We start from the raw sequence: 26,965 nt of genomic DNA, 5'->3' as shown, positions 1-26,965 counted from the left end.
TGAAAGCAGCTCATTCAACTTCGCAAAAAGCGGAACTATCGTACAAACCGTCAGTAACTGGATCAGCCTAACTAAGTGAATCAAAGCGGTGTCGACAATTATGTTGGCACCGTTTTGATTGAATTAAATTACTAATATAAAAAAAGCGTCCCTTCAATGCCCATCTCTGATACTGTTATGTTGTTTAGGGAAGCTTAAAACACTAAAAAATAACTATTGGTATTGACAAAATGATATTATACGATGTATAGTATGTGTATGTTATACGATGTATAGTATCGGAGGAGAGAACAAAATGAATTTTCAAATGGGAGCAGCCTTGCTCGATTATTGTGTGCTCGGTGTATTGGCGCGTGAAGATGCCTATGGTTATGCCTTAACCGTCGAAGTGAAAAAGGTGATGACAATCAGCGAATCGACCTTGTATCCAGTGTTGCGTCGCTTGAAAAAAGAAGCGTTTGTTACAACCTATGATGAAGCTTTTCAAGGGCGTAACCGACGCTACTACCAAATTACAGCGACAGGCCTACAGCGAAAAACAGAGTTGGCAGCAGAATGGACCGAGTTTATTAAGAAAATTGAGATGGTCGTCGAAGGAGAGAAAAAAAAATGAATAAAGCAACCTTTCTACAAGTATTACAAAAACAAATTAAAAAGTTACCGATGGACGAGCAAGCCGATATTATGGCTTATTACCAAGAAATAATTGCTGATGGCTTATTGGAAGACGATGAGGTAACCGTCATTGCACGATTGGGTCATCCGAAGAAAGTCGCGCGCGAAGTGACGGCTACCTTTGCAATGAAAGAATTGAGTGCGTCAGAGGGAACGGTTAAAGATCGACCTCGAAAATTATGGTGGGTGCTGATGGGTATCGCCTCTAGTCCGATTATTTTACCATTAGCAGTATCTGTGATCGCTGTATTTATTGCCATAGTAGCAGTTGTGTTCGCAGTCCTCATCAGTTATGTAAGTGTCTTCGTTAGTTTTATTATTAGTGGCATCGGTTCACTTTTGTTAGGGGGTTTAGTGATTGCTCAAGATGGAGTGACTGCAGCCTTCTTAATCGGATGTGGTCTGTCCTTAATCGGTGGTGGTTGTTTATTGGCACAGCCGTTTAAAAAATTATGGATCGTGTGTTTCAAACTAATTGCTAATATGATTCAAGCAACCTATTTAAAATTCAATCGCAAACGAGGGAGTAACCAATGAAGAAAAGAACAATGATTTATAGTGCGTTGGTAGTAGTCGGTCTTATTATAGCAGGCATCAGTTTTTCAAGTGGTACAATCAGTGCCATTGCATGGCATAACCATCGCTTCGAAACGGTTGATTATGTGAAAGAAACGAAAAAAGTAACAGGTATTCATAATGTGAACATTGCTGTGAAATCGGCGGATGTCGTACTAGAGACAGGTGTGGAAGCTAAGGCGGAATGGACCGCTGATAAAAATCATCCGATAAAGGTCGATGTGAGCAATGGGACACTAAATGTGACAGCTGAAAAAGGAGATGCCATGATATTTGGTATCATCGAGACAACACCGACCATAAAGATTACATTACCGAAAGAAAAGCTTGAAACCGTCAATATTATGAATACATATGGCGATGTGAGTGTGACAGACATTAAAGCAAAAGTAAGTGTTATTCAGGTGAAAAGTGGCGACCTCGACATAGCAGCAGTTAAACTAACGGATGACTTAACAATCACACAAACGTATGGCGATATTCAAATCGATAATAGCTCGGCCAAACAACTGCGTATTACGAGTGAATCCGGTGATATTGATAGCACAAAGAATGCATTTAACGAGGCGCAAATTTCGAGCCGCTATGGTGATGTCACCTTTAAAGAAAGTGACTTAACGGCATTAACACTCGAAGCCAGTAGTGGCGATATTAAGGTGTTAAACAGTGTTCTAGCAGGTGTAAGTCACATTTCGAATCAGTACGGCGACATTAAAATTAGCACGAAAAATGCAGTTGGTTTAACGATTGATACGGCTTATGGTGATGTAAAAGTCAACGGTAAAAATTACAATGGTTCCTATCAAAAAACGACAACAAAGAATAATCAATTAACCATTGAAAATAAGTCAGGAGATGTAAAAGTTGACACAAACTAAAGCGCGTTGGTGTTTCATCATTGGTGTCGTCTTAATTATTATTACTAGTCTGATCGATACACAATCAAAAAGTAGCAACCTTTAATGGGTTGCTACTTTTTGACGTTAAGTTAAGAGGATAAATGTTCCCAGTCAATCATCAGTTGTTCGAGTGCTGCTTGGGCATCGAGTAATTGTTGATGGTATTTTTGGGTTTGTGTAACATCACCAAAGATGGCTGGATCAGCTAAGCGGTGTTCCAATGTGTCAATTAAGGTTTCTGTTTCGGAAATTTCACGTTCAACAGCTTCAACGGCCCGCTGTTGTTTACGTGCTTGTTGTACAGCAGCTTTTTCTTCGGCATAGCTTAATTTACGGTCATTGACAACAGTGCTGAGTGTTTCTGGTGTTTTTTCAGCAGCTAATAAAGCGGCCCGCTCTGTTTGGATTGCTAGTTTTTCGACGTAATAATCGTAGTCTCCTAAATACGTCACCGCACCATCGGCTGATAGTTCAATCACTTTATTCGCAATCCGGTTGATAAAATAGCGGTCATGGGAAACGAATAAGAGTGTACCTTCGTAATCAATTAGGGCATTTTCTAACACTTCTTTACTATCAATATCAAGATGGTTGGTCGGTTCATCTAAGATTAAAAAGTTGGCCTGTTGTAACGTGAGCTTAGAGAGGGCGAGGCGGGCTTTTTCACCGCCGCTTAACATGTTGACTGCTTTTTTTTACGTCATCGCCTGTAAACAAGAATGAACCTAATAACGTTCGGATGATTTTTTCATCGAGACTAGGATAGGCAGACCAAAGTTCTTCTAAGACCGTTTGGCGACTATTTAAGTTGGATAACTCCTGATCATAATAGCCGATTTCAGTGTTTGCACCGAAAGTAAAAGTACCACTCAAGGCGGGCAGTTGTTTGATTAACGTTTTGAGCAAGGTTGATTTACCAACACCATTTGGTCCAACGAGGGCAATCGCGTCCGTTCGCTTAATATCGATGTTTAAATGCTGAGCTAACGGAGCATCGTAGCCAATGCCTAAATCGGTTGTTAAAAGGGCATCTTTACCACTCGGTTTATTGATCTTAAAACTAAAATGAGCGGCCTTTTCATCGCCAAGTGGTTTATCGATGCGGTCAATTTTTTCAAGTTGTTTTCGTCGTGCTTGGGCGCGTTTTGTCGTTGAGGCACGTACAATATTACGTTGCACGAAATCTTCCAGTTTGGCAATTTGCCCCTGTTGTTTATCAAATTGTTTCCATTCTTTTTCGAGATCAGCGGCATATTGGGTCAAATAATGTGAATAGTTACCAACATAGTGTTTCGAATGGGTACGGCTAATGCTATACACTTGATTGACAACGCGGTCGAGAAAATAGCGGTCATGAGAAACAATTAAGAGCGCGCCTCGGTAGTTCGCCAAATAGTTTTCTAACCAAGTTAATGTTTCAATATCGAGATGGTTAGTAGGTTCATCTAAAATTAAAATATCATTGTTGGATAATAGTAATTTAGCAAGGGCTAACCGTGTTTTTTGGCCACCCGATAAACTTGTAATGACTTGTTGGTAGCGTTCTTCATAAAAACGGAAACCGTGTAGAATCGAACGGATATCCGATTCGTATTGATAGCCGCCTTTTTCTTTGAACTCATGTTGGAGATGATCATATTGGGCAGATACTTGTTGATAGCGTTCCTCATTTTCATAAACATTGGGTTGAGCGAGTTGTTCTTCTAAGGTACGAATGCGTTGTTCCATTACTTTTAACGGTTCAAAGACACTGAGCATCTCATCCCAAATCGTACGAGTCGATTCGAGGCCAGTATTTTGAGCGAGATAGCCAATCGTTACGTCTTTTGGTTTGCTTATTTGTCCCTCATCATAAGAGAGCTGATTAGCAATTATTTTTAATTAAAGTTGATTTACCAGCCCCGTTTTTACCGACGAGAGCAATTCGGTCATTGGTTTTGATTTCTAATTGAATATTTTCGAGTATGGCTTCGGCGCCAAATCGTTTCGTTAATTGATTTACTTGGAGTAAAATCATCTGTCGTCACATCCTTCACCTCTTAATTTTAACCGATATCCGACCAAAAAGGAATGTATCGAGAAGGAATGATTGAAATTATCCGTAACTAGCTATATTTGATTAAAAAAGCTACAATAGATGTAGTGAATGGTAAGAAAAGGAAGTGATGACGTGTTTCATAAATATCCAAACATGCCAAAAGCAACAGCTAAGCGCTTGTCGATCTATCATCAGTACGTTAAAATGTTGGCTGATAATGAGGTAGAACGTATATCGTCAACTGAAATGAGTCACGATTTAAAAATTGAGGCTGCGACATTAAGAAGAGATTTATCTCATATCGGCTCTCTCGGAAAGCAAGGATATGGTTATCACGTACAGTCATTAGTGATTGTGCTAAATAATTTGTTTATGACAAATCGGAGTCATTTAATCGCAGTAATTGGTGTCAGTCAACGTGGTCGTCGTTTTTTTAATCACCGCAGTTTGACCGAGAAAAACATGACAATTAGTTGCGCTTTTACTGAGACAGAGCACGCAGTTGGTACAATTCATGAAGGTGTACCGATATACTCAATCACGGATTTTACGGAAGTGATGTTGGAAAAAAACATTAGCACACTCGTCTTAGATTGTAGCGAACAAGAATGGCATACGATTGAAAAGCAGGTAGGTACGACAGCCGTGACGACAATTTTAAATCTCAGCGTGATGACACCACAGATTCCTTCATCGATTGTTATGAGATCATTCGATGTCGTCTCAGAGTTACAGACGTTATTTGCGTTTGAAGATCGTCTCCATGAAAATAAAGAAGCACAGGCTGATTAAGGGCCTATGCTTCTTTTTTATGCCTGTTGTTTGGCGATATTTAAATTAACTTCATCAAATGAGCTTTTGGCATAAGCGGCTACTAACTGTTCGGCATAGCGTTTGTTTGGATATAAGAAACGTTGGTAGGCCTCGAGTAAACTAGCGTGATAAACGGCGGGTAGATTGGCCCATTCTAAGTAAACAAACAAGGCATCGAAAATCGACTTGATTTTATGTTCAAGCGGTTGACTTAGTTCGAATAAAGCAGCGGAATTGGCAAGTTCTGCTGCTGTGCGTTGTTCAGCAACGTCGTAACTTTGATCGACGAGTGAACTACACCACCTAATGTAAAGGTGCATGACATAGAGGTCGCTCGGATTGATTCCTTCTGGATAGAGCGGGTTTAAATCAGGCATGCGCAGTTCAATGCGATTAATCACAGCATACTCAGCCTTGAATGAATCCATTGACGTCCCCTTAGCCCGCACCAATTCATAAAGCTCACGTGAGCCTTCGATGATTCCGCTAGCAATCACGGCTTTCAAAGAAGCGAGATAATTGGCGGTGGATGTGTAATCCAACGGAATCATTGTCAAATTATGATAGCCTTCTTCACCGAGGCGAGCTGATCGATAGGTCACCTTATTAATAGTTGCAGGACTTGCTGCCACAACAAAGTTAAGAAAGAAGCGGTATTTTAAAGTTTGTGCCATCAGTCGGATGTAAAAATCATTGATTGTTGTTTGTGGAAACAATGAACGCAACTGGCTGTCGTCGTATGAAAAGTTAAAATGAATCCCCGAATAGAGTTGTTTGTATCGTCCGTATTTGGTCGAAAGATACTCACGATAGAGTGTTTTTTCATAAGCGGCATCAGCACGTGTACCGAATTGTGCAAGCGGAATCGTCTCTTCAGCTGGCAATGCGGTTGGAGGCACGCTTTGCATCCATAAAAATTCCTGCGATAATGCCTGTTTGACAGTGGTTGAAATACGGGCCAATTCAGGTAAAAGTTGTTCGATGGAATCAACAACAGGTGAAATGATTTCAAGTTGGCTTTCTGAAAAATCAGTGGTGACCTCAGGATTGGTACGTTTATCACCCAATGCATTTGGATGAGGTGTTAAGGCGAGCTCACCGTTTGGTGTGACGCGTAAATTTTCACGTTCAATGCCAAATTTCCCAGTCATAATTTGTTTGATCTGTTCAAGTTCTGAAGGTTGAAACATCATAGTGAACCTCTCATTTCTATTGGTTTGAAAAAAGTATTAGCGCAAGTGCGTTAATAACAATGATGTGTAAGGGATAATAGAGGTAAAAAAACCACTTCCAATTTTTACCTCGTTGTCCGTTATACATTAAGAGTAACGGCAGGGCAAATAAGGAATACAGTTGTAATACACTCAGATGGTCAATCGTTAAGCTGAGGCCTGTGACGATGATGGTATAACCAATTAGCAGCGAAGGTTTCACTTTAAAGAGATAAAAACCAAGGATGAGTAGTAGGCCATACATGCCGTAATCAAAGGGTAAAAACCAAGCGACGAATAGCAACAAAGCGACACTTAAATGATTTCGATAGGATAGCAACTGTAAGGCGATTAGTCCTAATGCTAACGTTAGAAAAATATTAAAAGTGTGTTCTCCCATTAAATAGAGAGGCAGTTGCATTAAGAGGCCAGCCCCAGCAATTGTAAGAAAGTATTTTTGACGGTTACGCGTATGATAAAAGCCTTCGACCAAGAGAAAGGCGAATAACGGAAAAGCGAGTCGACCAATGATGCGCCATTCAGGTCCTAAAAAGAAAAAGACGCCGAGGTGATCGCAGGTCATCGATAGGAGTGCAATCATCTTTAAGGTGAAACCATCCAATCGTTTTGGCAAGGGGCCCTCATTCCTGGCTCAGTGAATTAATCAATAATTGTCACTTCGCCGTTTAATTTAAACGGTTCTTTTTCATTGATATGATCATAAAACATGACGCCGTTAATATGATCGATTTCATGTTGGACACACATAGCAGGGTAACCTTTGAAACGCAATTTAATCGGTTTTGAGTTGATATCAAAGGCTTGCACAGTCACACGCATGTGACGTACGACATAGCCTTCAACGTCACGGTCAACCGATAAACAGCCTTCGCCACCAGCAAGGCAAGCATCTTCAACAGAATGACTGACTATTTTTGGGTTGTAAAGCACATGACTAATCAAACGTTCGCGGTCATCTAAGAGATACATTGCAATAATACGTTTTTCAATCGCTAATTGTGGGGCAGCGATACCGATACCAGCACGCAATTCGTATTTTTCAGCGATTTCTTCGTCTTGACTATTTTTTAAGAATGTTAGCATGTCGTTACCAATTGCAATATCTTCTTTTGATAGTGGTAAAGTAACTTCAGCGGCTTTTACGCGTAAAGCGGGATGACCTTCGCGAACAATATCTTTCATTGTAATCATAATAGTTACACCTCTTAATTAAATTTTGTTCTTATTTTAGACACATTTTCTTGCCGAATAGTTAACTAATAGCAGAGGATTATGTAATTCTAAAAATAAGAATCATATCATTAACATATTAGCAGAAAAAGAACGAAAAGAACAAGATATTGTTTGGGAGGATTCTTTTGATAGCACACGGTTGATAGGCGTAACACTTTAGTGTGTGCATAAAATGTGCAAACTAACCACATACCTCTAATGATATATCATTAAAAAGATAAAGGCATACTGTACTATAATAGCTGGTTATTATTATATAACAGAGAGACTTTATCTGGTTACAAGAGGTTTTGTGTTGAAAACGCTTTATCGCAAGCCGGTCATAAGAATTTATCTCTTTTTAACCACCTGAATATTTGACCAATTTAACGGTCTTTGTTATATTAGTCATGGGAGCTGTATAATAGCACATTGAAATTATTTAAATGTTGCCGTATAGGTAAATAGAATAATTGATGTATTTTATGCAGTATCAACTTATTTGGTAGGAAATACCTAAAAAGGAGTGTTATGAAATGGCAACTAAGCAAAAACAACTTATCGTTGATGTGAAAAAACAATTTGCAGCAATCGCTAAACAATTTGAACCAATTCAAGTCTTGAATGAAAAAGGGGAAGTCGTAAATCCTCAATACATGCCTGATTTATCAGATGAAAAAATGGTGGAATTGATGGAACGCATGGTTTGGACGCGTGTGTTAGATCAACGTTCAACTGCCTTAAACAAACAAGGTCGTCTTGGTTTCTATGCGCCAACTGCTGGTCAAGAAGCTTCTCAATTAGGTACACAATTTGCGTTAGAACAAGAAGATTTCATCTTACCGGGCTACCGTGATATTCCGCAAATCATCATGCACGGTTTACCACTTGCGAAAGCTTTCTTATTCTCACGTGGACATTTTGCAGGAAATCAATATCCAAAAGATTTAAACATTATCTCACCACAAATTATCATCGGAGCACAGTATGTTCAAACAGCTGGTGTGGCGCTTGGTATTCAAAAACGTGGCGAAAAAAGTGTTGCAATCACATACACAGGTGATGGTGGTTCATCACAAGGTGACTTCTATGAAGGTATCAACTTTGCAAGTGCGTTTAAATCACCTGCAATTTTTGTTATCCAAAACAACGGTTTCGCTATCTCAGTTCCACGTGAATTGCAAACAGCGGCACCGACACTTGCTCAAAAAGCAGTTGCAGCCGGCGTACCTGGGGTAGTTGTTGATGGAATGGATCCATTAGCAGTCTATGCAGTTACTCGCGAAGCACGTGATCGCGCTGTTAATGGTGAAGGCCCAACTGTCATTGAAACATTAACTTACCGTTTCGGACCACATACTTTAGCTGGTGATGATCCGACGCGTTACCGTACAAAAGAAATGGATGAAGCATGGGCACTTAAAGATCCACTCGTGCGCTACCGTCTTTTCTTAGAATCAAAAAACCTTTGGTCAGCAGAGCAAGAAGAAGCTGTCATTGAACGCGCTAAAGAAGAAATCAAAGCTGCCCTTAAAGAAGCAGATGCGATTCCAAAACAAAAAGTAACAGACTTACTTAACAACATGTTTGAAACGCCTACTCAAAATGTAGCCGAACAAATTGCATACTACACTGAAAAGGAGTCGAAATAACATGGCACAAATGACAATGATCCAAGCCATCACAGATGCGCTTGCAACAGAATTACGTAACGATGAAAATGTCCTCGTTTTTGGTGAAGATGTTGGTAACAACGGTGGTGTATTCCGCGCAACTGAAAACTTACAAAAAGAATTTGGTGTTGACCGTGTCTTCGATACACCACTTGCAGAATCAGCTATTGGTGGTTTAGCAAACGGTTTATCTTATAAAGGTTTCCGTCCAGTTGCCGAAATCCAATTCTTCGGATTTGTCTTCGAAGTATTTGACCAAGTAGCGGGTCAAGTGGCGCGTACACGTTACCGTTCAGGTAATACACGTAACATGCCAGTTGTATTCCGTGCACCATTTGGTGGTGGTGTACATACACCAGAAATGCACGCTGATTCATTAGAAGGTTTAATGGCACAAACGCCAGGTCTTAAGGTTGTTATTCCATCAACGCCTTACGATGCAAAAGGCTTGTTAATTTCAGCAATTCGTGACAACGATCCGGTTGTTTTCTTAGAGCACATGAAATTATACCGTTCATTCCGTGAAGATGTACCTGAAGGCGAATACACAATTCCATTAGGTAAAGCAAACATTCGTCGCGAAGGAACTGACATTACGTTAATCGCATACGGTGCGATGGTACAAGAATCACTTAAAGCGGCAGATGAACTTGAAAAAGAGGGCATTTCAGCTGAGGTAATCGATTTACGTACAGTTAGCCCAATCGATACAGATACCCTTGTTGCTTCTATTGAAAAAACGAACCACGTGGTTGTTATTCAAGAAGCGCAAAAACAAGCGGGTGTGGCAGCTCACGTTATTGCTGAAATCAATGACCGTGCCATCCTTAGCTTAGATGCACCTGTTGGTCGTGTAACAGCAGCGGATTCAGTATTCCCATTTGCACAAGCAGAAACAGCTTGGTTACCAAACAAAACAGATATTTACAACAAAGCAAAAGAAATTCTTTCTTTCTAAATTAAAGCTGTATTAACAAATATATTAGGCTGAACGATAAGTTGTGTCAGTCTCGAGTAGCTTCGCATCTGTGAAGCTACTTACTACTATGATGTAAGGGGATGAATAAACGTGTCATTTAAATTTAAAATGCCAGATATTGGTGAAGGTATTCACGAAGGCGAAATCGTAAAATGGTTTGTAAAAGCAGGCGATACAATTGAAGAGGATGCACCATTATTAGAAATCCAAAACGATAAAAGTGTCGAAGAAATTCCAAGTCCTGTTACAGGAACGGTTTTAGAAGTTCACGTAACTGAAGGAACAGTTTCAATCGTTGGTGATTTATTAATTACCATCGATGCACCAGGTCATGATAATGACCAAGAAGAAGAGGCATCAGCGCCAGTAGAAGCGCCAGTAACTCCTGCAGCACCAGTTAAAGCTGCAGCAGCACCTGTAGCAGCGGCACCAGCTGTTGCAACTGCAGAAGTGGCACGCGAAAACGATCGTGTTATTGCAATGCCATCTGTTCGTAAATTTGCTCGTGATAACAACGTTGCGATTTCAAGCGTTGCAGGCACAGGCAAAGCTGGCCGTGTTTTAAAAGAAAACGTTGAGGCATTCTTAAATGGAGACGCGTCTGCAGTAGCTGAAACAGCTCCAGTGGCAGAGTCAACAACGGCAGCAACACCAAAAGAAGCGCCAGTACCACTTGCAGTCGGTGAACGTGAAACACGTGAAAAAATGTCTGGTATTCGTAAAGCAATTGCTAAAGCAATGGTTAACTCGAAACATACAGCACCTCACGTAACGTTAATGGACGAAATTGATGTTGCTAAATTAGTAACACACCGTAAACGTTTCAAAGAAGTTGCGGCTGAACAAAACATTAAATTAACTTACTTACCATATGTGGTTAAGGCGTTAACAAGTGCGATTAAAAAATTCCCAGTGTTGAATGCGTCAATTGATGATGCAACAGACGAAATTGTTTACAAACACTATGCGAACATCGGTATTGCGGCTGATACAGACCGTGGTTTATTAGTACCGGTTGTCAAAGATGCTGACACTAAATCTGTTTTTGCAATCTCTGCTGAAATTAATGAATTGGCTGTTAAAGCACGCGACGGTAAATTAGCGGCAACTGAAATGAGTGGCGGTTCAATTACTATTTCAAACATCGGTTCTGCTGGTGGACAATGGTTCACACCTGTTATTAACCATCCTGAAGTTGCGATTTTAGGAATTGGTCGTATTGCTGACAAAGCAATCGTTGTTAATGGCGAAGTTGTTGTTGCACCGGTTATCGCGTTATCATTAAGCTTTGATCACCGTATTATTGATGGGGCAACAGCTCAAAATGCAATGAATCATATTAAACGATTACTGGCTGATCCAGAATTGTTATTAATGGAGGGATAGACAATGGTAGTAGGCGATTTTCCAATTGATGCAGAAACAATCGTTATCGGTGGTGGACCTGGGGGATATGTAGCAGCAATCCGTGCCGCACAACTTGGTCAAAAAGTAACATTGATTGAAAAAGAAAACCTTGGTGGGACATGCTTAAACGTTGGCTGTATCCCTTCAAAAGCATTGATCACAATCGGTCACCGCTACCAAGAAGCGCAACACTCAGATGTGATGGGTGTATTAGCTGAAGATGTAAAATTAGACTTCACTAAAGCACAAGAATGGAAGGGCGGCGTTGTTAATAAATTAACAGCAGGTGTTGCTGGTCTTCTCAAAAAAAATAAAGTAACTGTTGTTGCCGGTGAAGCTTATGTTGGTGAAGAAAGCACGATTCGTGTCATGCACGAAAACGGTGCTGAAACATACACATACAAAAATCTGATCATCGCAACAGGATCAACGCCAATTGAAATTAAAGGCTTTAAATACTCTAAACGTGTACTTAACTCTACGTCAGCGTTAGCGTTACCTGAAGTACCGAAAAAATTAGTCATCATTGGTGGTGGCTATATCGGAACTGAGTTAGGTAGTGCCTTTGCGAACTTAGGAACTGAAATTGTTATCTTAGAAGGTGGCGCTGAAATTTTACCGCAATACCCGAAAGATATGGTTCAACCGGTTAAGCGTAAAATGAAAGACAAGGGCGCAACAATTATTACTAACGCTTTAGCACAAGGTGTTGAAGAGTCAGATACAGGCGTTGTTGTCTCATATAAAGCGAACGATAAAGAGGAAACTGTGGAAGCAGATTACGTCATGGTAACGGTTGGTCGTTCACCAAACACTGCTGAAATCGGTTTAGAACAAGCGGGTGTTAAATTAACAGAGCGCGGTTTAATTGAAGTTGATAAACAAGGACGTACAAGCGTTCCTAACATTTACGCAATCGGTGATATTGTTGCCGGTGCACCACTTGCTCACAAAGCATCTTACGAAGGTAAGGTAGCTGCAGAAGCAATTGCTGGTGAGTCTTCAGAAGTTGACTACATCGTAATGCCTGCTATCGTCTTCTCTGATCCAGAGATCGCGCAAGTTGGTTTATCTGAAAAAGAAGCAAAAGACGCTGGTTATGACGTAAAAGCATCTAAGTTCCCACTTGGTGGTAACGGTCGTGCCTTATCATTAAACGCACCTGAAGGCTTTGTCAGACTTGTTACACGTAAATCTGACAACTTGGTCATTGGTGGTCAAGTTGTTGGTGTAAACGCAAGTGATGTTGTATCTGAGATTGGTTTAGCAATCGAAGCAGGAATGAATGCTGAAGATATCGCTTTAACAATTCACGCGCATCCGTCATTAAGTGAAACAGTGATGGAAGCTGCTGAGTTAGCGCTCGGTATGCCGATTCACATGTAAGTTAGTACGAGCAGTTGGTCACACTCAATGTGGCCAACTGTTTTTTTGATTTACATAAGACAATGGTCTGTGTAGGTGGATAGTGTTTGCAAATAGAAAAAGAAACCGATATGACAATCGGTTTCTTTTTCTATTTTTCAGATAATTGAAGGATAGCAACTAACTTGGCAGAGTGGTTATCAATAGCAAAGGGTGATGAGCTATCGTATGTTGATTGTTCATCGTTTTTGGATGACAGCTCCATTCCTTGAAAATAGAGCGGTTAATTTTTTTTATCATAGGCTTTTTTTGTATCATTTGTAAAGAAACCATCTATTTTCACTTGCGTTCCATAATTTAATTGGTCATAGGAATCCAAATTATAAGTCATCGCTAATCTACCTGTATCGTGAATTAGTTTAACAGCTGTGGGAGTCAAATAGTTGCTGCTTATGGTAATGATTTGAATATGTTCAGGTACATTAACTAGAGCTTCTTGCAGTTTGTTACTTTTAGCTTCATCTAAGATAAGCATCTGCGGAATCTTTTTTGATTTTTCGTACATGAAATTGAGACTGTCGATTGAATAGGATTGTAAAATAACATTCTTTTCTAAACGATGTTTTTCTATCAGCGCAATTAACTCACGTTCCATTGTATGAAAAGAGTTTGTTTGATTGAACTTTGTTTCAATTACATAGTTGATAGCGTTGGAGTATCTTTCGAAAACGTCATTTAAAAGATGTAGTTGTTCACCATTTGTAAAACGGTAGTTTGATAGTTGAAGGTAGTTTGAATCGCTGATATTACGATTGACGCCTAAAATTCTCATTAGGTTATCATCATGTGAAACAACAAGCTTATTATCTTTGCTTAAAATCAAATCTTGTTCGATAAAGTAAGTGCCCTTGACAATAGCGTCATCATACCCAGCGAAACTATGTTCTGGAAATGTAAGTGGACTGCCTCTGTGTGAAATGATTAGCGGATTAGTGCTGTCATAGTTACTTAGTTTGACTTGTGTACAAGCCGTTAAAAAAAAATGCCATAAAAAAAAACAAATAGAATTGCTTTTACTTTAGCCAACAAAAAAAACCTCCATCTAAGAACAATTATATGCTGAACCGAGCGACAAATGTTGTATAGTATAAAAACTTCATCCTTATTTTAGCGGAAGGATATATTCTGTTTTTAGCTGTTATTAGTTTATCATAATGTGTCAAATACCAAGAACAAGTTATAATAAAAAAACCGTACTGCGACAAGCGCAGTACGGTTTTTTTTAGTTATTTTTGATCAAATAAGTGTTTCACCTTATCCACCAAATTTTCATCTTTAGAACTGTGAATTAAGGTTTTTGCTTTGGCAGCATAATCACCTAAGCTATCTTTATGCTCGGCATAAAAACCCTTGGCATGATCTAACTTGCCCTCTTGCACTAACGTCTTAATTTTTGCAAACAAATCCTCTTTTGCCATTCACACATCCCCATTCTGTTTTGTATCTATTAACTATTACCCCGAAAAATAAAAGTTAAAACATTAATTTGGAGTAGTGGTGATTTTCGCGTTCAATTTGATGCTTGGGAATAAGTATTTATCAAAGAAGACGATGAACCAACCCATAAAGAAAAACGACACGAGCGTTGCAACATTTACCGCATACAGATTGCCACTCAGCCACCAAAAAATAAGCGAGCCGATTAATGGAATCGATAAACTTGTAACCTGAGCTTTAACGACATTACCGCGGAAGACTTGTAAACGAAAGACTTGTAAGAGCTCATCGACAGGATGAAGCACGACATTGAGGCGTAAGTATATTGAAACACCAGCGGCAATAAAAACAATGCCAAACACATTCAGTAGTAAGCGGATTAGGTAGGCGTCAATTGTTATATCCGGAATGAGGTAATACCAAAAATCGACTAGATAACTAAACGATAATAAAAAGAGCAGGTTGAAAAATGAGCGCTTAAGTGAAGCCTGTTTGTAGGCGAAATAGTTAATGATAAGTGCAGTGACACCAACTATCGTCAACGTTACGCTAATGGGAACGTCGAAGAAAAAAAAGCAGCATTCGTAGATAAACCAGTCCATGGTGCACTCCCTAAGTTAATTTTAATCGTGAGGGCATTACCAAAGGCATTTAAATTTAGTGAGATGAACAAATATAACAGTATTTTTTTCATGAAGTCCTCCTAAGTAGGTGGTGCCAGATCTATTGAGAAACTAAAATGAGAGCACTATTATAGTGTACCCCTTTTTTTATCTTAAAAATAGCTTATAATATAAAAGAGATAAGTGTGTGCAGACGCACGACGTTTAATCAAAGGGAGCGATACAATGAATACTTATAGTTATCCGATCGATGTGGCTTGGTCAACAGCAGAAACAATTGCAGTGATTGAGTTCTTGCAAAAAATTGAATTGGCCTATGAAAAAGGGTTGCCTGTAACAGAGCTTGAACTGGCGTATAAAGCGTTTAAGATGGTCATAAAAAGTATTGGTGAAGAGAAAAAAAATTGGCGCTGAGTTCGAAAAAGAAAGTGGCTACTCAATCTATAAAACGATTAAAGAAATGAAAGAAACACCCCGTTCAATCGTTAAAATGTAATCTTAAAAGAGGTGAAGGCATGCAATTGAAATGCAACGGTGTTAGTTTATATTACAAAAAAAAGTGGTAGTGGTCCGCCACTACTATTACTACACGGCAATGGTGAAACACACGAACTATTCGCTGAAATCACTACTAAACTAAGCCGTCATCGGACTGTCTACGCGATTGATAGTCGTAACCATGGTCAAAGCACCAAAAATGTAGCAACAAGCTATCAAGCAATGTGTGATGACGTCGCCGCCTTTATTGCAGTATTACAGTTAGAAGACGTAACCATTCTTGGGTTTAGTGATGGGGCGATCATTGGTTTGTTGCTCGGATTAGCGCAACAGCCTCAACTGAAACAATTACTGTTACTCGGTCTTAATTTAACGCCGGCGGATTTTAAACCGGCAGTACGGGCGCTGCTGCAACTCGAGTATCGCCAGACCAACGACCCATTAATTCAATTAATGTTAGAAGAACCGCAGATTGAGTTGGAGCAACTGACGACAATGACAATTCCGACTTTAATTGTTGCCGGTGAAAATGATGTTTGTGAACCCGTATTTTTTGAGCAAGTCACGGCCGTCTTGCCTAACGCGCAGTTACTCGTCTTACCTGGTGAAACGCATAGTAGTTATATCGAGCATACCGACCGTTTGTATCCCAACTTGCTACCTTACCTTCGATAAAAAAGCCCCAACTGAGTATCTCAGTTGGGGCTTGAGACTGAATAGAAAGGCTGTTCTAGGTCGTTACGACTTGCTCGCTCGGGATTACGTACCATCAGTACGCGCACCGTCACTCGCTCGTCGTGCCTACTAGAACGAAAGTGAAATCAGCTCGTTCAACTTTGAAGATATTGGAATGGAAAAGAATAGCGACTATTTACCGTCGCTACTTTTCCATGAAATATCATAGAAGTTAGCTGATTAAACGAGAGGATAGAACAGCCTTTCTATTCAGTCTTATCATCTTATAAACAAAGTCACTGTAATAGCATTCGAAAGAAAATGAAGTCTCTTTAGACTTTGTCTACAATCTGAAGCCCCAACTGAGTATCTCAGTTGGGGCTTGTCTAGTTAAAAGAATTTTTTTCGTGAAAAAAAGATGGCTGTGACAATTGCAATCAAAACAGCGAAGCCGATGGCGATAATCCAACCGTATTCATTATCCATGAATGGGAGTTTGACATTCATGCCATAAAAACTAAAGACCATTGTTGGAAAGGAAAGAATGATTGTGACCGTCGTCAAAAATTTCATCACGATGTTCATGTTATTCCCAATGATAGAGGCATAGGCATCCATCATCCCACTTAAAATATTACTATGTATTTCTGCCATTTCAAGACCTTGGCGGTTTTCAATAATAACATCTTCAAGCAAGTCTTGGTCTTCTTCGTACATTCGAATCATATTTTGACGGAACATTTTATCTAAGACAACCTTGTTTGTTTTAAGTGAGGTTACAAAGTAAACCAAACTTTTTTCGATACCCATCAAGTCATACAGCTGTTTGTTTTTCATTGACCGGTGTAATTCTTTTTCAATCCGATCAGAATGACGATTAAGTCGTTTTAACAAACGCAGATAACTGGTTGAGATTAAATATAAGATTTGCAAGGCAAACCGTGTTTTCATATTAGTATAAAAATTACGTACCTTTTGGTGGATGAACGATTGTAAAATCGGTGAATTTTCTGAACAAACAGTGATGAAAACTTTATTCGTAATAATAATCCCCAAGGGCATTGTTTCAAACGAAATTGAACTGACATCATCATCCGTATTTTCAATCGGGAAATCGGCAATGATAAGGACGTTATCATCCTCACGTTCAATCCGTGAACTTTCATCGTTATCGAGGGGATCGCGGATAAATTCAACCGGCACGTTCGTGTGTTCAACAATGTGGTTGATTTCTTCCGTCGTTGGATTAATCAAATTGACCCAACAGTGATTTTCAATCTCATCGAGTTCAATTAATTTGCCGGTATTCATATCGGTTTTGAAGATTTGTAGCATGTTAATAACCTCCTCATTTTTACGTACTATTATTGGGAAGGCAGAACCAGAAACGACTTAGTTCAAGAGCCTGCTAAAGCTAGTTGGACAATTCCTATTCCAATCCTGCTGCTCAGACAGGGGATCTGGTTCTTTCGGCGTGCTTGCATTTTTCATAGTGACAGGCTCCTTTCAAAAGAGATTCAACCTTATAAGTATAGCTAACAAATCAAGATATATCAACGTGCAATCATTGAAAGCGCTTAGATAGACATCGATAATTTATAAAGCGGGAGCATGGCTGTAAAGGTTGCTTCGATTTCTTTTTCAAGCGCCACAGGGTCAGCGAGGAGTGGGTTGTCTTTTAAAAGTACTTTTCCGACTAAAAATTCACCCTTTTTAACGGTTTTAAAACGCGTCAAAGTGGCAGCCAAATTAGCCTCTGTTAGTGGTAAATAACGATTCTCAGTATGGTCTGGTGAAATAACAAAGTCAGCAGGTAAAGCAGCGAAGAGCTCATTATTTTCTAAAAAGGCATCAGAAATAGCGGTGCGGTTTTCTGTTTCATAAATATATGAAAGGTAGAGGAAAATATAATCCTTCCAAATGCCGACTTGAAAATGCGGGTGTTTTTTATAGCCGCGCTTACTGTGACAAATCCCTAACCAAGTACTATCTGGTGGGTTAACTGAACGGCGTAAGTGTTTAGCGACATGGAGGTACATTTCATTTCCGAGCGAGACACTTAAAAAGTCGGTTAAAGAGCCACCGAGTTCATAAAATTTGGGTTGGATGGTTTCACGTAAAAAATGCATCCGTCCTTCGAGCGTGGGTGAAGTCATCTGTGTAAAATCATCGCTTAAAAAGCCGTTAAATGTCATTGTTGTTCCTCCTTATATAAAGCTTTCTGTCCTTTCTATTATAGCTGATTTGGCAAAAAATGATAGCACGGTCCGTCCTAAAAGTGTTATCGCAAGTGTTTTAGTTTAATCACAATGTGATATGTTTCGCAAATCGCGTTTATGGTAAAATAAAAAGGAGGAGGTGACACGATGATTGAACAACTTGAAATCGATCGTTCCGTGCGCCAATGGCTTAATGAAGCCGCCGATTTAATTCAAACAGAACTTAAAATGGCACGTTATCAGGTGTCACAAAAAACCGGTCCGACTGACTTGGTAACGACTGTTGATCAACAAATTGAAGTTTTTTTTGCGGACAAGCTAGCGACATTTTATCCGACCCATCAGTTGGTGGCAGAAGAAGACCCAACCCATAAGCACCAAACATTTAGCGGTGTGACTTGGATTCTTGATCCCATTGATGGGACATTAAATTTTATCCAACAACAGGCTGATTATGCCATTTCACTGGCTATTTTTGAGGATGGTGTCGGCCAACTGGCGTATATATTTGATGTTGAGCGTCGAACGTTGTATAGTTGTAAGGTTGGTGAAGGTGTATTTGTTGATGGTGTTCAGGTCGAACGACGACGACCCAATCCTTCGTTAGCAGAGAGCACCTTAATTATGAATTTTGGTATTATTGCTGCTAACTATCTTGGTTTGGCCACAGCAGGGGCTCAAGCACGAAGTGTTCGTCTCTACGGTGTGGCATCACTCGAAATGGCCGCAGTTATTACGGGCCGAGCGGATGCCTATCTATCACGACACTTGATGCCTTGGGATATTGCTGCCGGGTTTATCATGGCCAATGAACTGGGCTTGAAAATCAGTCGGATTGACGGCACTGAAATAAATGTGTTAAAGTCAGGTTCACTGTTGATTGCCTCTGAACAAGTGCATGAGACACTTTTACATGATTTTATTATGAAAAATTAAAAAAACATATTAGTCAAATGACTTAACTTGTGCTATAATTTTTAATTGTGTAAAAAGATTTTTTTTAAAGTGCTATATAAAGACTATAAAATGCCACTTTTGGCAAGAGTATAGAATCGAATAGAAGTAGGAGTGAACGGAAAAAAATGACAAAACGTACAGATTTAAGAAACGTTGCAATTATCGCCCATGTCGATCATGGTAAAACAACTATCGTCGATGAATTATTAAAACAATCAGGTACTTATAACGACCACGAACAAGTGGAAGAACGCGCAATGGATAGCAACGCTATCGAAAAAGAGCGTGGTATCACAATCTTAGCTAAAAACACAGCAATCAACTATAAAGGGACTCATATCAACATCATGGATACACCTGGACATGCCGATTTCGGTGGTGAAGTTGAACGTATCATGAAAATGGTAGATGGTGTTTGTTTAATCGTTGATGCTTACGAAGGAACAATGCCACAAACGCGCTTCGTATTGAAAAAAGCGCTTGAGCAAAAATTAACACCAATCGTTGTAGTAAACAAAATTGACCGCCCTTCAGCACGTCCAGAAGAAGTTGTTGATGAAGTTTTAGAATTATTCATCGAATTAGGTGCAGATGATTCTCAATTAGAATTCCCAGTTGTTTACACATCAGCTCTTAACGGAACAAGCTCAATTAGTTCTGATCCTGCTGATCAAGAATCAACAATGGATCCTGTATTTGACTTAATCGTTAATACAATTCCTGCTCCTGAAGATAACTCTGATGAACCATTACAATTCCAAGTATCTTTACTTGATTACAACGATTATGTTGGTCGTATTGGTATCGGACGTGTTTTCCGTGGAACAATGTCAGTTGGACAATCGGTATCATTAATTAAATTAGACGGTACAGTTAAAAACTTCCGTGTAACTAAATTATTTGGTTTCCTTGGTCTTAAACGTGTTGAAATTCAAGAAGCTAAAGCTGGTGATTTAATTGCCGTTTCTGGTATGGAAGACATTTTCGTAGGTGAAACTGTTACTCCTCAAAACCAATTAGATGCTTTACCAGTTCTTCGTATTGATGAACCAACACTTCAAATGAAGTTTGTTACTAACAACTCACCATTTGCTGGTCGTGAAGGTAAATACGTTACTTCACGTAAAATTGAAGAACGTTTATTATCTGAATTACAAACAGATGTTTCTTTACGTGTAGAACCTACTGAAACACCTGATGCATGGATCGTTTCTGGTCGTGGAGAGTTACACTTGTCAATTCTTATCGAAAACTTACGTCGTGAAGGTTTCGAATTACAAGTTTCTAAAGCAGAAGTTATCGTTCGTGAAATCGACGGTAAAAAATGTGAGCCTTACGAAGATGTTCAAGTTGACGTTCCTGAAGAATACATGGGTGGCGTAATTGAATCATTATCTTCTCGTAAAGGTGAAATGAAAAACATGGAAAACAACGGTAGCGGACAAGTTCGTTTACAATTCCTTGTTCCTTCACGAGGTTTAATTGGTTACACAACTGAGTTCATGTCATTAACTCGTGGTTATGGTATCATCAACCATACTTATGACAGCTACCAACCTGTACAAAAAGGTTATGTAGGTGGACGTCGTATTGGTGCACTTGTTTCTATGGAAACTGGTAAAGCTACGACTTACGGTATCATGCAAGTTGAAGACCGTGGGACTATTTTCGTAGAACCAGGTACTGAAATTTATGAAGGTATGGTTGTTGGTCAAAACGCTCGAGACGGAGATATCACTGTTAACATCGTTCGCCAAAAACAAATGACTAACGTTCGTTCTGCTAACAAAGATCAAACTAACGTTATCAAAACACCGCGTAAATTAACGCTTGAAGAATCATTAGAATTCTTAGCTGATGATGAGTACTGTGAAGTAACTCCAGAATCAATCCGTTTACGTAAAAAAAATCTTAAACAAAAACGAACGCGAAAAAGCACAAAAAAAAATCTAAATAAGCGAATCGTTTAAAAACCCTTGAAGAATATTCTTCAAGGGTTTTTATGTGTCAAAAAACCACATCCTTAAATGGATGTGGTTCAGCTTTATAAACGGTAAAACGACTCGCTCTTAGGACGATGCGGATCATAGTTTTTTGAGTTAATCCGAATTAACGTTTGTTGTGTGACACGTTTTGAGCAAGCGGGGCAAGTATATAAATACAGTGGATGGTTACGAATTTTTTTTAGCTTCGATGCTTTGGTCATTAATTTCTTGTTTGCCATCACATAAAATACATTTTACTTTCATTAAAATCACCTCGTATAACTTATAGTATAACAAAAACCGACAAAAATTCAAAAAATGATGTTCGTGAAGGAGTGAAAGTGGGATAGTAATTGCGCCACTATTTTTAACATGCTATACTAAAATAACAGGATCGTAGGGAACTTTAGTAAAAGTGAAGGACGTGGCGAATGATGAATGGAAAAGAAATGAAACATGCAGCATATGAAGCATTAAAAACAGATGCAAACCGGATTTGGAAATTGATTAAGGTGCAGATGGATAATTTAACATTACCACAATGTCCAGCCTATGAAGAGGTACTTGATACACAGATGTACGGTCTTTCGCGTGAAATTAATTTTGCAGTCAGACTTGGTTTGATTGAAGCTAGTGTTGGTCGTGAAATCATGATGACACTTGAACGTCAATTGGCCAACTTACATGAATCGGTAACGTTGAAAAAATAACAGGTGACCCTTCACTGAACGAATAAAAAAACGATAAAATAGAGTGTACTACGCTCTATTTTTATTTGTGATATCACCAGATTGGAAGAAACATCATGGCTAATACTGTCAAAACAAGACTCTTAAGAAATATGAAATCGTTTGATTACGGCCTATTAATCGCCATTACAGCCCTGGTTATCTTTGGTTGTATCATGGTTTATAGCTCAAGTTTGACAATCTCAATTGAAAAAGACGTATCGCCCTATTATTTTTTTGCGAAGCAAATAAAATTTGCTTGTTTAGGTTTTTTCGTCTTTTTCTTCTTTGCCTTTTTTAATTATCGCTTTTTCAAGCAAGCGAAAATATCAATGTGGATGGTCGGAATTGCCTTGCTTTCACTATTGATGGTATTGATTTTTGCCGAAGATATTAATGGGTCTAAAAGTTGGTTATTTGGGATTCAGCCTGCTGAATTTTGTAAAATTGCGCTCGTATTATATGTTGCGCGAATATACAGTACTAAAAATGAGGATTATGCGTTAACGAATCAAGAGTTGATTAAACCGTTATATATTTTTAGTGGCTTTTTAATATTGGTGGGGGCAGAGCCTGATGTCGGTATGTCAATTTTATACTTAGGTATTATCTTATTCACCATCGCGGGTTCGGGTATTGATATGAGAAGGTTGGTTAATATATATGGCGTCTTGTTAGGGTTAGTGGCTGTTGTTTTTACACTCGTAATCTATGTGCCACACATTTTCATTAGTGTCCTCGGGAAAAATCGAGCCAACCGGTTAATTAGTTTTTCTGATCCGTTTAAGTATTCAGATACGACGGGGCATCAAGTGATTAACTCATACTATGCGATTGGTTCGGGTGGTTTTTTTTGGACAAGGGCTTGGCAACAGTGTTCAAAAGTTAGGTTATTTACCTGAGGCACACACCGATTTTATTATTGCTGTCATTGCCGAAGAATTAGGGTTTATCGGGGTCGCCTTCGTTATTCTCGGTCTGGGGTATTTGATTTTTCGGTGTTTACGGATTGGTTCTGAAGCTGAAGACGGTTTTGCAACCCTAATCTGCTATGGGATGGCGAGCTGGATTTTTATCCAGTCAGCCGTTAATCTCGGTGGTGCAACAGGTTTGATGCCGTTAACGGGGGTCGCATTGCCGTTTATTAGTGCAGGGGGTTCATCACTGCTGTCGATTTTAATTCCGTTGGGGATTGTCGCTAATATTAGTATGAAAAACAAACGGAAACGATTAGAGCTATAACGATGAGAACATCGCTTGCTTTTGACGGATATATTCTTGTTCATACGAGAATATGTTCGTTTTTTTTTTGCTTAAAAATAACGAATACACGTATTTTTGTAGTGAATAACGGTTGGAATGTAAAAAAAACCGAAAGTATTAGCATTGATAGCGAAAAAATATTTTACAATTACATTAAAGTAATACTATAATATAAAGATAAGTTTCAAACATACTAGGAGGGTAATTATGAAAAACATTCACAAAGTTCTCGTAGCAAACCGAGGGGAAATTGCTATCCGTATATTACGTGCTTGTAATGAATTAAATATAAAAACCGTTGCGGTATATTCGAAAGAGGATGCAGCATCACTCCATCGTTTCAAAGCAGACGAATCCTATTTAGTAGGTGAAGGTAAAAAACCAATCGATGCTTATTTAGATATTGAAGATATTTTACGAATTGCCAAAGAAGTGGGTGCAGATGCAATCCACCCTGGTTACGGCTTTTTGTCAGAAAACCTAGAGTTTGTAACACGCTGTGAAGAAGAAGGTATTAAGTTTGTTGGACCACAGCCAAAACATTTGAATATGTTCGGTGATAAAATTAAAGCGAAAGAACAAGCGTTACTCGCAGGTATTCCTGTTATTCCAGGCACGAATGGTTCTGTTTCATCACTTGATGAAGTAAAAGCATTTGCTGAAAAAGTCGGTTATCCGATTATGGTTAAAGCCGCTCTTGGCGGTGGTGGTCGTGGAATGCGTATCGTTAATAATGAAAAAGAAGTGAAGGACGGCTATGAACGGGCGGCTTCAGAGGCAAAGGCAGCTTTTGGTAGCGATGAGTTATACGTTGAAAAATGTATCCTGAATCCAAAACATATCGAAGTGCAAATCTTTGGTGATGATCATGGCAACATTGTGCATTTATTCGAACGTGACTGTTCCGTACAACGTCGTCATCAAAAAGTAGTTGAAGTTGCGCCATGTGCGACATTAAGCGATGAACGTCGTGCTGAAATTTGTGATGCAGCAGTTAAATTAATGAAGAATGTTGATTACGTCAATGCTGGTACAGTTGAATTCTTAGTTTCAGATGAAGGGTTTTACTTTATCGAAGTTAACCCGCGCGTGCAGGTTGAGCATACAATTACGGAATTAATCACAGGGATTGATATTGTTCAAACGCAATTATATGTGGCAGATGGCTATAATATTTTTGATTCTGAAGTTGGCGTACCGACACAAGCAAACATTCGCATTAATGGTTCAGCGATTCAATGTCGTGTGACGACTGAAGATCCGTTAAACAACTTTATGCCAGACACAGGTGTCATTAATACGTACCGTTCACCGGGTGGTTTTGGTGTACGTTTAGATGCGGGTAGTGGTTTCCAAGGAACCAAAATCACGCCTTACTACGATTCATTGCTCGTTAAAGTGTGTACATGGGGGATGACGTTAGAACAAGCGGCTCGTAAAATGGAACGTAACTTACGAGAGTTCCGTATCCGTGGTGTTAAAACGAATATCCTCTTCTTAAAAAATGTTGTTGAGCATCCAAACTTTATTACAGGGAACTACAATACGTCGTTTATTGATACGACACCAGAACTGTTTGAATTTCCACAATTACGTGACCGTGGCAGCAAAACATTACGCTACATTGGCAACGTAACCGTTAACGGCTTCCCTGGGATTGATCATAAAGAAAAAGAATTATTTGATACAGTTCGCTATCCTAAAATTGATTTACAGACACCGCCACCAGCGGGTACAAAACAAATTTTAGAACAGGGTGGACCACAAGCGGTTGTCGATTGGATTAAATCTCGTGAAGAAGTATTGTTAACAGATACAACGTTGCGTGACGCACATCAATCGTTATTGGCGACTCGTGTGCGTTCTAAGGACATTACAGCGATTGCACCGGCAATGGCACGCTTATTACCTAATATGTTCTCTTACGAAATGTGGGGCGGGGCTACGTTTGATGTCGCTTACCGTTTCTTAAATGAAAACCCTTGGAAGCGATTGGAAACAATGCGTAAGCAAGTACCGAACGTATTGTTCCAAATGTTATTGCGTGGCGCTAATGCAGTGGGCTATAAAAACTACCCTGATAATGTGGTGCGCGAATTCGTTAAACAATCAGCTGAGGCCGGCATTGATGTGTTCCGTATTTTCGATAGTCTCAACTGGATTCCCAATATGGAAACAGCGATTGAAGCGACCAAAGATGCTAACAAACTAGTTGAAGCAACGATTTGTTATGCGGGTGATATTTTAGATGAAAACCGTCCGAAATATAACATTGATTACTATAAAAACTTAGCGAAGGACCTTGTGTCAGTCGGAACAGACATTATCGCGATTAAAGACATGGCAGGTATCTTGAAACCACAGGCAGCTTATCGCTTAATTAGTGAACTGAAGGAAACAGTTGACGTTCCAATTCACTTGCATACGCATGATTCGAGCGGTAATGGGAACTATACATATGCTGCCGCCATCAGTGCAGGCGTTGATATTGTTGATGTTGCGACGAGCGCAATGTCAAGCTCTACGTCACAACCAAGCATGACCACATTGTTCTACGGTCAGGTAAATAGCAGTCGGACACCAAACTTAAATCCAGAAAATTCACAAGCCATTAACCGTTATTGGGAAGATGTCCGTCGTTACTATACTGATTTCGAAAACGGCTTAAACGCACCGCAAACAGAAGTTTACGACCATGAAATGCCAGGTGGACAATACTCTAACTTACAACAACAATCACGCGCTGTTGGTTTAGGCGATCGTTGGGAAGAAGTTAAAACGATGTACATGAAAGTCAATGTGTTGTTCGGCGATATTATTAAAGTGACACCATCTTCTAAAGTAGTTGGCGACATGGCATTGTTCATGGTGCAAAATGAACTAGATGAAGAAAATATTTACGAAAAAGGTTTGACACTTGATTTCCCAGAGTCAGTTATTTCGTTCTTCGAAGGACAATTAGGTCAACCTTACCAAGGGTTCCCAGAAAAACTACAATTGGTAATTTTAAAAGATCGTGAACCAATTACAGTACGACCAGGCACCTTGCTTGATCCAATCAACTTTGACGATGTGAAGGCTGAATTAGCAGCCTTAATTGGTTATGAACCGTCTGAACAAGAAATTATTTCGTATGTACTGTATCCAAAAGTATTTGTTGAGTATACAAAAATGGTCGATCAATTTGGTGATTTAACAAAACTAGATACGCCAACCTTCTTTAAAGGGATGCGTTTAGGAGAACAAATTGAAGTTGAAATTCAACGCGGTAAATCGTTGAACATTAAATTGAACTCGATTTCACAAGCAATGCCAGATGGTACGCGTGTCTTCTACTTTGAATTAAATGGTCAACCACGTGAGGTAACAATTAAAGATAATAACGTTACGAGTACGATTGCGACACGTCGTAAAATCGAACCATCTGTTCGTGGTCACGTTGGTGCGACAATGCCAGGGAGCGTTCTGCAAGTATTAGTCGCTAAAGGCGATAAGGTCGAAAAAGGCCAACCAATCTTAGTGACAGAAGCAATGAAGATGGAAACAACGATTCAAGCGCCATACGATAGCACGATTAAACAAGTGTACATCGGAGTCGGTGATGCAATTGAAACCGCTGATTTGCTGATTGAATTAGATTAACCGAAATGT

The 26,965-nt window shown here is 39.4% G+C and carries 27 protein-coding genes and 2 pseudogenes; 17 read left to right on the top strand and 12 right to left on the bottom strand.

Features of this window, described 5'->3' with window-relative positions; translation table 11 throughout:
• Positions 1 to 295: 295 nt before the first annotated feature.
• Genes BCAMP_RS02540 through BCAMP_RS02530 form a run of 3 tightly spaced genes read left to right on the top strand, consistent with a single transcriptional unit; the run spans position 296 to position 2,129 of the window.
• Positions 296 to 613, top strand: coding sequence for a PadR family transcriptional regulator (locus BCAMP_RS02540; protein WP_035313395.1), 318 nt, complete (start codon positions 296 to 298; stop codon positions 611 to 613).
• Positions 610 to 1,212 carry a DUF1700 domain-containing protein gene (locus BCAMP_RS02535; protein ID WP_035313394.1) on the top strand — a complete coding sequence of 201 codons (603 nt, stop codon included), beginning with the start codon at positions 610 to 612 and terminating at the stop codon, positions 1,210 to 1,212. The genes BCAMP_RS02540 and BCAMP_RS02535 overlap by 4 nt, the downstream gene beginning before the upstream one ends.
• The gene (locus BCAMP_RS02530; RefSeq protein WP_035313393.1) at positions 1,209 to 2,129 is read left to right on the top strand and encodes a DUF4097 family beta strand repeat-containing protein; all 921 of its coding nucleotides are present in this window, start codon (positions 1,209 to 1,211) and stop codon (positions 2,127 to 2,129) included. Before BCAMP_RS02535 ends, BCAMP_RS02530 begins: the two co-directional genes overlap by 4 nt.
• 110 nt (positions 2,130 to 2,239) lie before the next feature.
• Here BCAMP_RS02530 and BCAMP_RS02525 read toward each other — a convergent pair.
• Positions 2,240 to 4,167, bottom strand: a pseudogene (locus BCAMP_RS02525) (ABC-F family ATP-binding cassette domain-containing protein).
• 153 nt (positions 4,168 to 4,320) lie between these two features.
• Between BCAMP_RS02525 and BCAMP_RS02520 the strand changes: the two are divergent.
• On the top strand, positions 4,321 to 4,980 hold the full coding sequence (locus BCAMP_RS02520) for a redox-sensing transcriptional repressor Rex (protein ID WP_035313392.1): 660 nt from the start codon (positions 4,321 to 4,323) through the stop codon (positions 4,978 to 4,980).
• Between the two features lie 17 nt (positions 4,981 to 4,997).
• Here BCAMP_RS02520 and BCAMP_RS02515 read toward each other — a convergent pair whose 3' ends face one another.
• Genes BCAMP_RS02515 through def form a run of 3 tightly spaced genes read right to left on the bottom strand, consistent with a single transcriptional unit; the run spans position 4,998 to position 7,424 of the window.
• Complete coding sequence (locus BCAMP_RS02515) at positions 4,998 to 6,194, bottom strand: hypothetical protein (protein ID WP_051456822.1); 1,197 nt, start codon at positions 6,192 to 6,194, stop codon at positions 4,998 to 5,000.
• Between the two features lie 16 nt (positions 6,195 to 6,210).
• Positions 6,211 to 6,846, bottom strand: coding sequence for a TraX family protein (locus BCAMP_RS02510; protein ID WP_035313391.1), 636 nt, complete (start codon positions 6,844 to 6,846; stop codon positions 6,211 to 6,213).
• Positions 6,847 to 6,872: 26 nt separating this feature from the next.
• Complete coding sequence (gene def, locus BCAMP_RS02505; RefSeq protein ID WP_035313390.1) at positions 6,873 to 7,424, bottom strand: peptide deformylase; 552 nt, start codon at positions 7,422 to 7,424, stop codon at positions 6,873 to 6,875.
• A gap of 557 nt (positions 7,425 to 7,981) precedes the next feature.
• Between def and pdhA the strand changes: the two genes are divergently transcribed.
• The 4 genes from pdhA (at position 7,982) to lpdA (ending at position 12,890) form a co-directional block, all read left to right on the top strand.
• Positions 7,982 to 9,097, top strand: a complete 1,116-nt coding sequence (gene pdhA, locus BCAMP_RS02500; RefSeq protein WP_035313388.1) for a pyruvate dehydrogenase (acetyl-transferring) E1 component subunit alpha — start codon at positions 7,982 to 7,984, stop codon at positions 9,095 to 9,097.
• A 1-nt stretch (position 9,098) separates the two neighbouring features.
• Positions 9,099 to 10,076 carry an alpha-ketoacid dehydrogenase subunit beta gene (locus tag BCAMP_RS02495; RefSeq protein WP_035313387.1) on the top strand — a complete coding sequence of 326 codons (978 nt, stop codon included), beginning with the start codon at positions 9,099 to 9,101 and terminating at the stop codon, positions 10,074 to 10,076.
• A gap of 111 nt (positions 10,077 to 10,187) precedes the next feature.
• Complete coding sequence (locus tag BCAMP_RS02490; RefSeq protein WP_035313385.1) at positions 10,188 to 11,483, top strand: dihydrolipoamide acetyltransferase family protein; 1,296 nt, start codon at positions 10,188 to 10,190, stop codon at positions 11,481 to 11,483.
• Positions 11,484 to 11,486: 3 nt separating this feature from the next.
• On the top strand, positions 11,487 to 12,890 hold the full coding sequence (lpdA, locus tag BCAMP_RS02485) for a dihydrolipoyl dehydrogenase (RefSeq protein ID WP_035313384.1): 1,404 nt from the start codon (positions 11,487 to 11,489) through the stop codon (positions 12,888 to 12,890).
• A 262-nt stretch (positions 12,891 to 13,152) separates the two neighbouring features.
• On the opposite strand, the gene BCAMP_RS02480 is transcribed toward lpdA, so the two are convergent.
• The 4 genes from BCAMP_RS02480 to BCAMP_RS13380 form a co-directional block, all read right to left on the bottom strand.
• Positions 13,153 to 13,848 (bottom strand): glycerophosphodiester phosphodiesterase, encoded by a 696-nt coding sequence (locus tag BCAMP_RS02480; RefSeq protein WP_269479250.1) that lies wholly within the window; start codon positions 13,846 to 13,848, stop codon positions 13,153 to 13,155.
• A 307-nt stretch (positions 13,849 to 14,155) separates the two neighbouring features.
• Positions 14,156 to 14,347, bottom strand: a complete 192-nt coding sequence (locus BCAMP_RS02475) for a hypothetical protein (RefSeq protein WP_035313382.1) — start codon at positions 14,345 to 14,347, stop codon at positions 14,156 to 14,158.
• Between the two features lie 63 nt (positions 14,348 to 14,410).
• Positions 14,411 to 14,908 (bottom strand): hypothetical protein, encoded by a 498-nt coding sequence (locus tag BCAMP_RS02470; RefSeq protein WP_035313380.1) that lies wholly within the window; start codon positions 14,906 to 14,908, stop codon positions 14,411 to 14,413.
• Between the two features lie 2 nt (positions 14,909 to 14,910).
• Complete coding sequence (locus tag BCAMP_RS13380) at positions 14,911 to 15,060, bottom strand: hypothetical protein (protein ID WP_156921106.1); 150 nt, start codon at positions 15,058 to 15,060, stop codon at positions 14,911 to 14,913.
• A gap of 154 nt (positions 15,061 to 15,214) precedes the next feature.
• On the opposite strand from BCAMP_RS13380, the gene BCAMP_RS02465 reads away from it, so the two are divergent.
• The 3 genes from BCAMP_RS02465 to BCAMP_RS02460 are packed head-to-tail and all read left to right on the top strand — an operon-like array spanning position 15,215 to position 16,162.
• Positions 15,215 to 15,403: a UPF0223 family protein gene (locus tag BCAMP_RS02465; RefSeq protein WP_408605174.1), complete on the top strand. Its 189-nt coding sequence runs from the start codon at positions 15,215 to 15,217 to the stop codon at positions 15,401 to 15,403.
• Complete coding sequence (locus tag BCAMP_RS14975) at positions 15,378 to 15,485, top strand: UPF0223 family protein (protein WP_408605173.1); 108 nt, start codon at positions 15,378 to 15,380, stop codon at positions 15,483 to 15,485. Before BCAMP_RS02465 ends, BCAMP_RS14975 begins: the two co-directional genes overlap by 26 nt.
• Positions 15,486 to 15,523: 38 nt before the next feature.
• On the top strand, positions 15,524 to 16,162 hold the full coding sequence (locus BCAMP_RS02460) for an alpha/beta fold hydrolase (protein WP_035313377.1): 639 nt from the start codon (positions 15,524 to 15,526) through the stop codon (positions 16,160 to 16,162).
• 390 nt (positions 16,163 to 16,552) lie between these two features.
• Here BCAMP_RS02460 and BCAMP_RS02455 read toward each other — a convergent pair whose 3' ends face one another.
• Both BCAMP_RS02455 and BCAMP_RS02450 read right to left on the bottom strand, forming a co-directional pair.
• Positions 16,553 to 17,497 (bottom strand): magnesium transporter CorA family protein, encoded by a 945-nt coding sequence (locus BCAMP_RS02455; protein ID WP_035313376.1) that lies wholly within the window; start codon positions 17,495 to 17,497, stop codon positions 16,553 to 16,555.
• Positions 17,498 to 17,739: 242 nt separating this feature from the next.
• On the bottom strand, positions 17,740 to 18,357 hold the full coding sequence (locus BCAMP_RS02450) for a YktB family protein (RefSeq protein ID WP_035313374.1): 618 nt from the start codon (positions 18,355 to 18,357) through the stop codon (positions 17,740 to 17,742).
• Positions 18,358 to 18,528: 171 nt separating this feature from the next.
• Between BCAMP_RS02450 and BCAMP_RS02445 the strand changes: the two genes are divergently transcribed.
• Positions 18,529 to 19,317 carry an inositol monophosphatase family protein gene (locus BCAMP_RS02445; protein WP_051456820.1) on the top strand — a complete coding sequence of 263 codons (789 nt, stop codon included), beginning with the start codon at positions 18,529 to 18,531 and terminating at the stop codon, positions 19,315 to 19,317.
• Positions 19,318 to 19,463: 146 nt separating this feature from the next.
• Positions 19,464 to 21,291: pseudogene (gene typA, locus BCAMP_RS02440) on the top strand (translational GTPase TypA).
• Positions 21,292 to 21,382: 91 nt separating this feature from the next.
• Here the strand turns inward: typA and BCAMP_RS14970 are convergent.
• Together BCAMP_RS14970 and BCAMP_RS14965 are read right to left on the bottom strand one after the other, a co-directional pair.
• Positions 21,383 to 21,544: a DUF2197 domain-containing protein gene (locus BCAMP_RS14970; RefSeq protein ID WP_198015679.1), complete on the bottom strand. Its 162-nt coding sequence runs from the start codon at positions 21,542 to 21,544 to the stop codon at positions 21,383 to 21,385.
• Positions 21,510 to 21,587, bottom strand: coding sequence for a DUF2197 domain-containing protein (locus tag BCAMP_RS14965; RefSeq protein WP_408605176.1), 78 nt, complete (start codon positions 21,585 to 21,587; stop codon positions 21,510 to 21,512). Before BCAMP_RS14965 ends, BCAMP_RS14970 begins: the two co-directional genes overlap by 35 nt.
• 170 nt (positions 21,588 to 21,757) lie before the next feature.
• Between BCAMP_RS14965 and BCAMP_RS02435 the strand changes: the two genes are divergently transcribed.
• The 4 genes from BCAMP_RS02435 (at position 21,758) to BCAMP_RS02425 (ending at position 26,956) form a co-directional block, all read left to right on the top strand.
• On the top strand, positions 21,758 to 22,033 hold the full coding sequence (locus BCAMP_RS02435; protein WP_156921108.1) for a YlaN family protein: 276 nt from the start codon (positions 21,758 to 21,760) through the stop codon (positions 22,031 to 22,033).
• Between the two features lie 95 nt (positions 22,034 to 22,128).
• Complete coding sequence (locus BCAMP_RS02430) at positions 22,129 to 22,953, top strand: FtsW/RodA/SpoVE family cell cycle protein (RefSeq protein ID WP_051456819.1); 825 nt, start codon at positions 22,129 to 22,131, stop codon at positions 22,951 to 22,953.
• Complete coding sequence (locus BCAMP_RS12380) at positions 22,895 to 23,293, top strand: FtsW/RodA/SpoVE family cell cycle protein (protein ID WP_051456818.1); 399 nt, start codon at positions 22,895 to 22,897, stop codon at positions 23,291 to 23,293. Before BCAMP_RS02430 ends, BCAMP_RS12380 begins: the two co-directional genes overlap by 59 nt.
• A gap of 228 nt (positions 23,294 to 23,521) precedes the next feature.
• The gene (locus BCAMP_RS02425; protein ID WP_035313369.1) at positions 23,522 to 26,956 is read left to right on the top strand and encodes a pyruvate carboxylase; all 3,435 of its coding nucleotides are present in this window, start codon (positions 23,522 to 23,524) and stop codon (positions 26,954 to 26,956) included.
• The last annotated feature ends 9 nt before the right edge of the window (positions 26,957 to 26,965 follow it).

The sequence above is a fragment of the Brochothrix campestris FSL F6-1037 genome, assembly GCF_000525915.1.
Taxonomy (GTDB): Bacteria; Bacillota; Bacilli; order Lactobacillales; family Listeriaceae; genus Brochothrix; species Brochothrix campestris.
The sequence above is the reverse complement of the archived record's forward strand: the minus strand, read 5'-3'. Positions and strand labels throughout refer to the sequence as shown.

Excerpts from the sequence above, each read along its gene's own strand:
- BCAMP_RS02540 (WP_035313395.1), top strand. The coding sequence starts at position 296 with ATGAATTTTCAAATGGGAGCAGCCTTGCTCGATTATTGTGTGCTCGGT.
- BCAMP_RS02535 (WP_035313394.1), top strand. The coding sequence starts at position 610 with ATGAATAAAGCAACCTTTCTACAAGTATTACAAAAACAAATTAAAAAG.
- BCAMP_RS02530 (WP_035313393.1), top strand. The coding sequence starts at position 1,209 with ATGAAGAAAAGAACAATGATTTATAGTGCGTTGGTAGTAGTCGGTCTT.
- BCAMP_RS02515 (WP_051456822.1), bottom strand. The coding sequence starts at position 6,194 with ATGATGTTTCAACCTTCAGAACTTGAACAGATCAAACAAATTATGACT.
- def (WP_035313390.1), bottom strand. The coding sequence starts at position 7,424 with ATGATTACAATGAAAGATATTGTTCGCGAAGGTCATCCCGCTTTACGC.
- pdhA (WP_035313388.1), top strand. The coding sequence starts at position 7,982 with ATGGCAACTAAGCAAAAACAACTTATCGTTGATGTGAAAAAACAATTT.
- BCAMP_RS02495 (WP_035313387.1), top strand. The coding sequence starts at position 9,099 with ATGGCACAAATGACAATGATCCAAGCCATCACAGATGCGCTTGCAACA.
- lpdA (WP_035313384.1), top strand. The coding sequence starts at position 11,487 with ATGGTAGTAGGCGATTTTCCAATTGATGCAGAAACAATCGTTATCGGT.
- BCAMP_RS02475 (WP_035313382.1), bottom strand. The coding sequence starts at position 14,347 with ATGGCAAAAGAGGATTTGTTTGCAAAAATTAAGACGTTAGTGCAAGAG.
- BCAMP_RS13380 (WP_156921106.1), bottom strand. The coding sequence starts at position 15,060 with ATGAAAAAAATACTGTTATATTTGTTCATCTCACTAAATTTAAATGCC.
- BCAMP_RS02465 (WP_408605174.1), top strand. The coding sequence starts at position 15,215 with ATGAATACTTATAGTTATCCGATCGATGTGGCTTGGTCAACAGCAGAA.
- BCAMP_RS02455 (WP_035313376.1), bottom strand. The coding sequence starts at position 17,497 with ATGCTACAAATCTTCAAAACCGATATGAATACCGGCAAATTAATTGAA.
- BCAMP_RS02450 (WP_035313374.1), bottom strand. The coding sequence starts at position 18,357 with ATGACATTTAACGGCTTTTTAAGCGATGATTTTACACAGATGACTTCA.
- BCAMP_RS02445 (WP_051456820.1), top strand. The coding sequence starts at position 18,529 with ATGATTGAACAACTTGAAATCGATCGTTCCGTGCGCCAATGGCTTAAT.
- BCAMP_RS14970 (WP_198015679.1), bottom strand. The coding sequence starts at position 21,544 with ATGACCAAAGCATCGAAGCTAAAAAAAATTCGTAACCATCCACTGTAT.
- BCAMP_RS14965 (WP_408605176.1), bottom strand. The coding sequence starts at position 21,587 with ATGAAAGTAAAATGTATTTTATGTGATGGCAAACAAGAAATTAATGAC.
- BCAMP_RS02435 (WP_156921108.1), top strand. The coding sequence starts at position 21,758 with ATGAATGGAAAAGAAATGAAACATGCAGCATATGAAGCATTAAAAACA.
- BCAMP_RS02430 (WP_051456819.1), top strand. The coding sequence starts at position 22,129 with ATGGCTAATACTGTCAAAACAAGACTCTTAAGAAATATGAAATCGTTT.
- BCAMP_RS02425 (WP_035313369.1), top strand. The coding sequence starts at position 23,522 with ATGAAAAACATTCACAAAGTTCTCGTAGCAAACCGAGGGGAAATTGCT.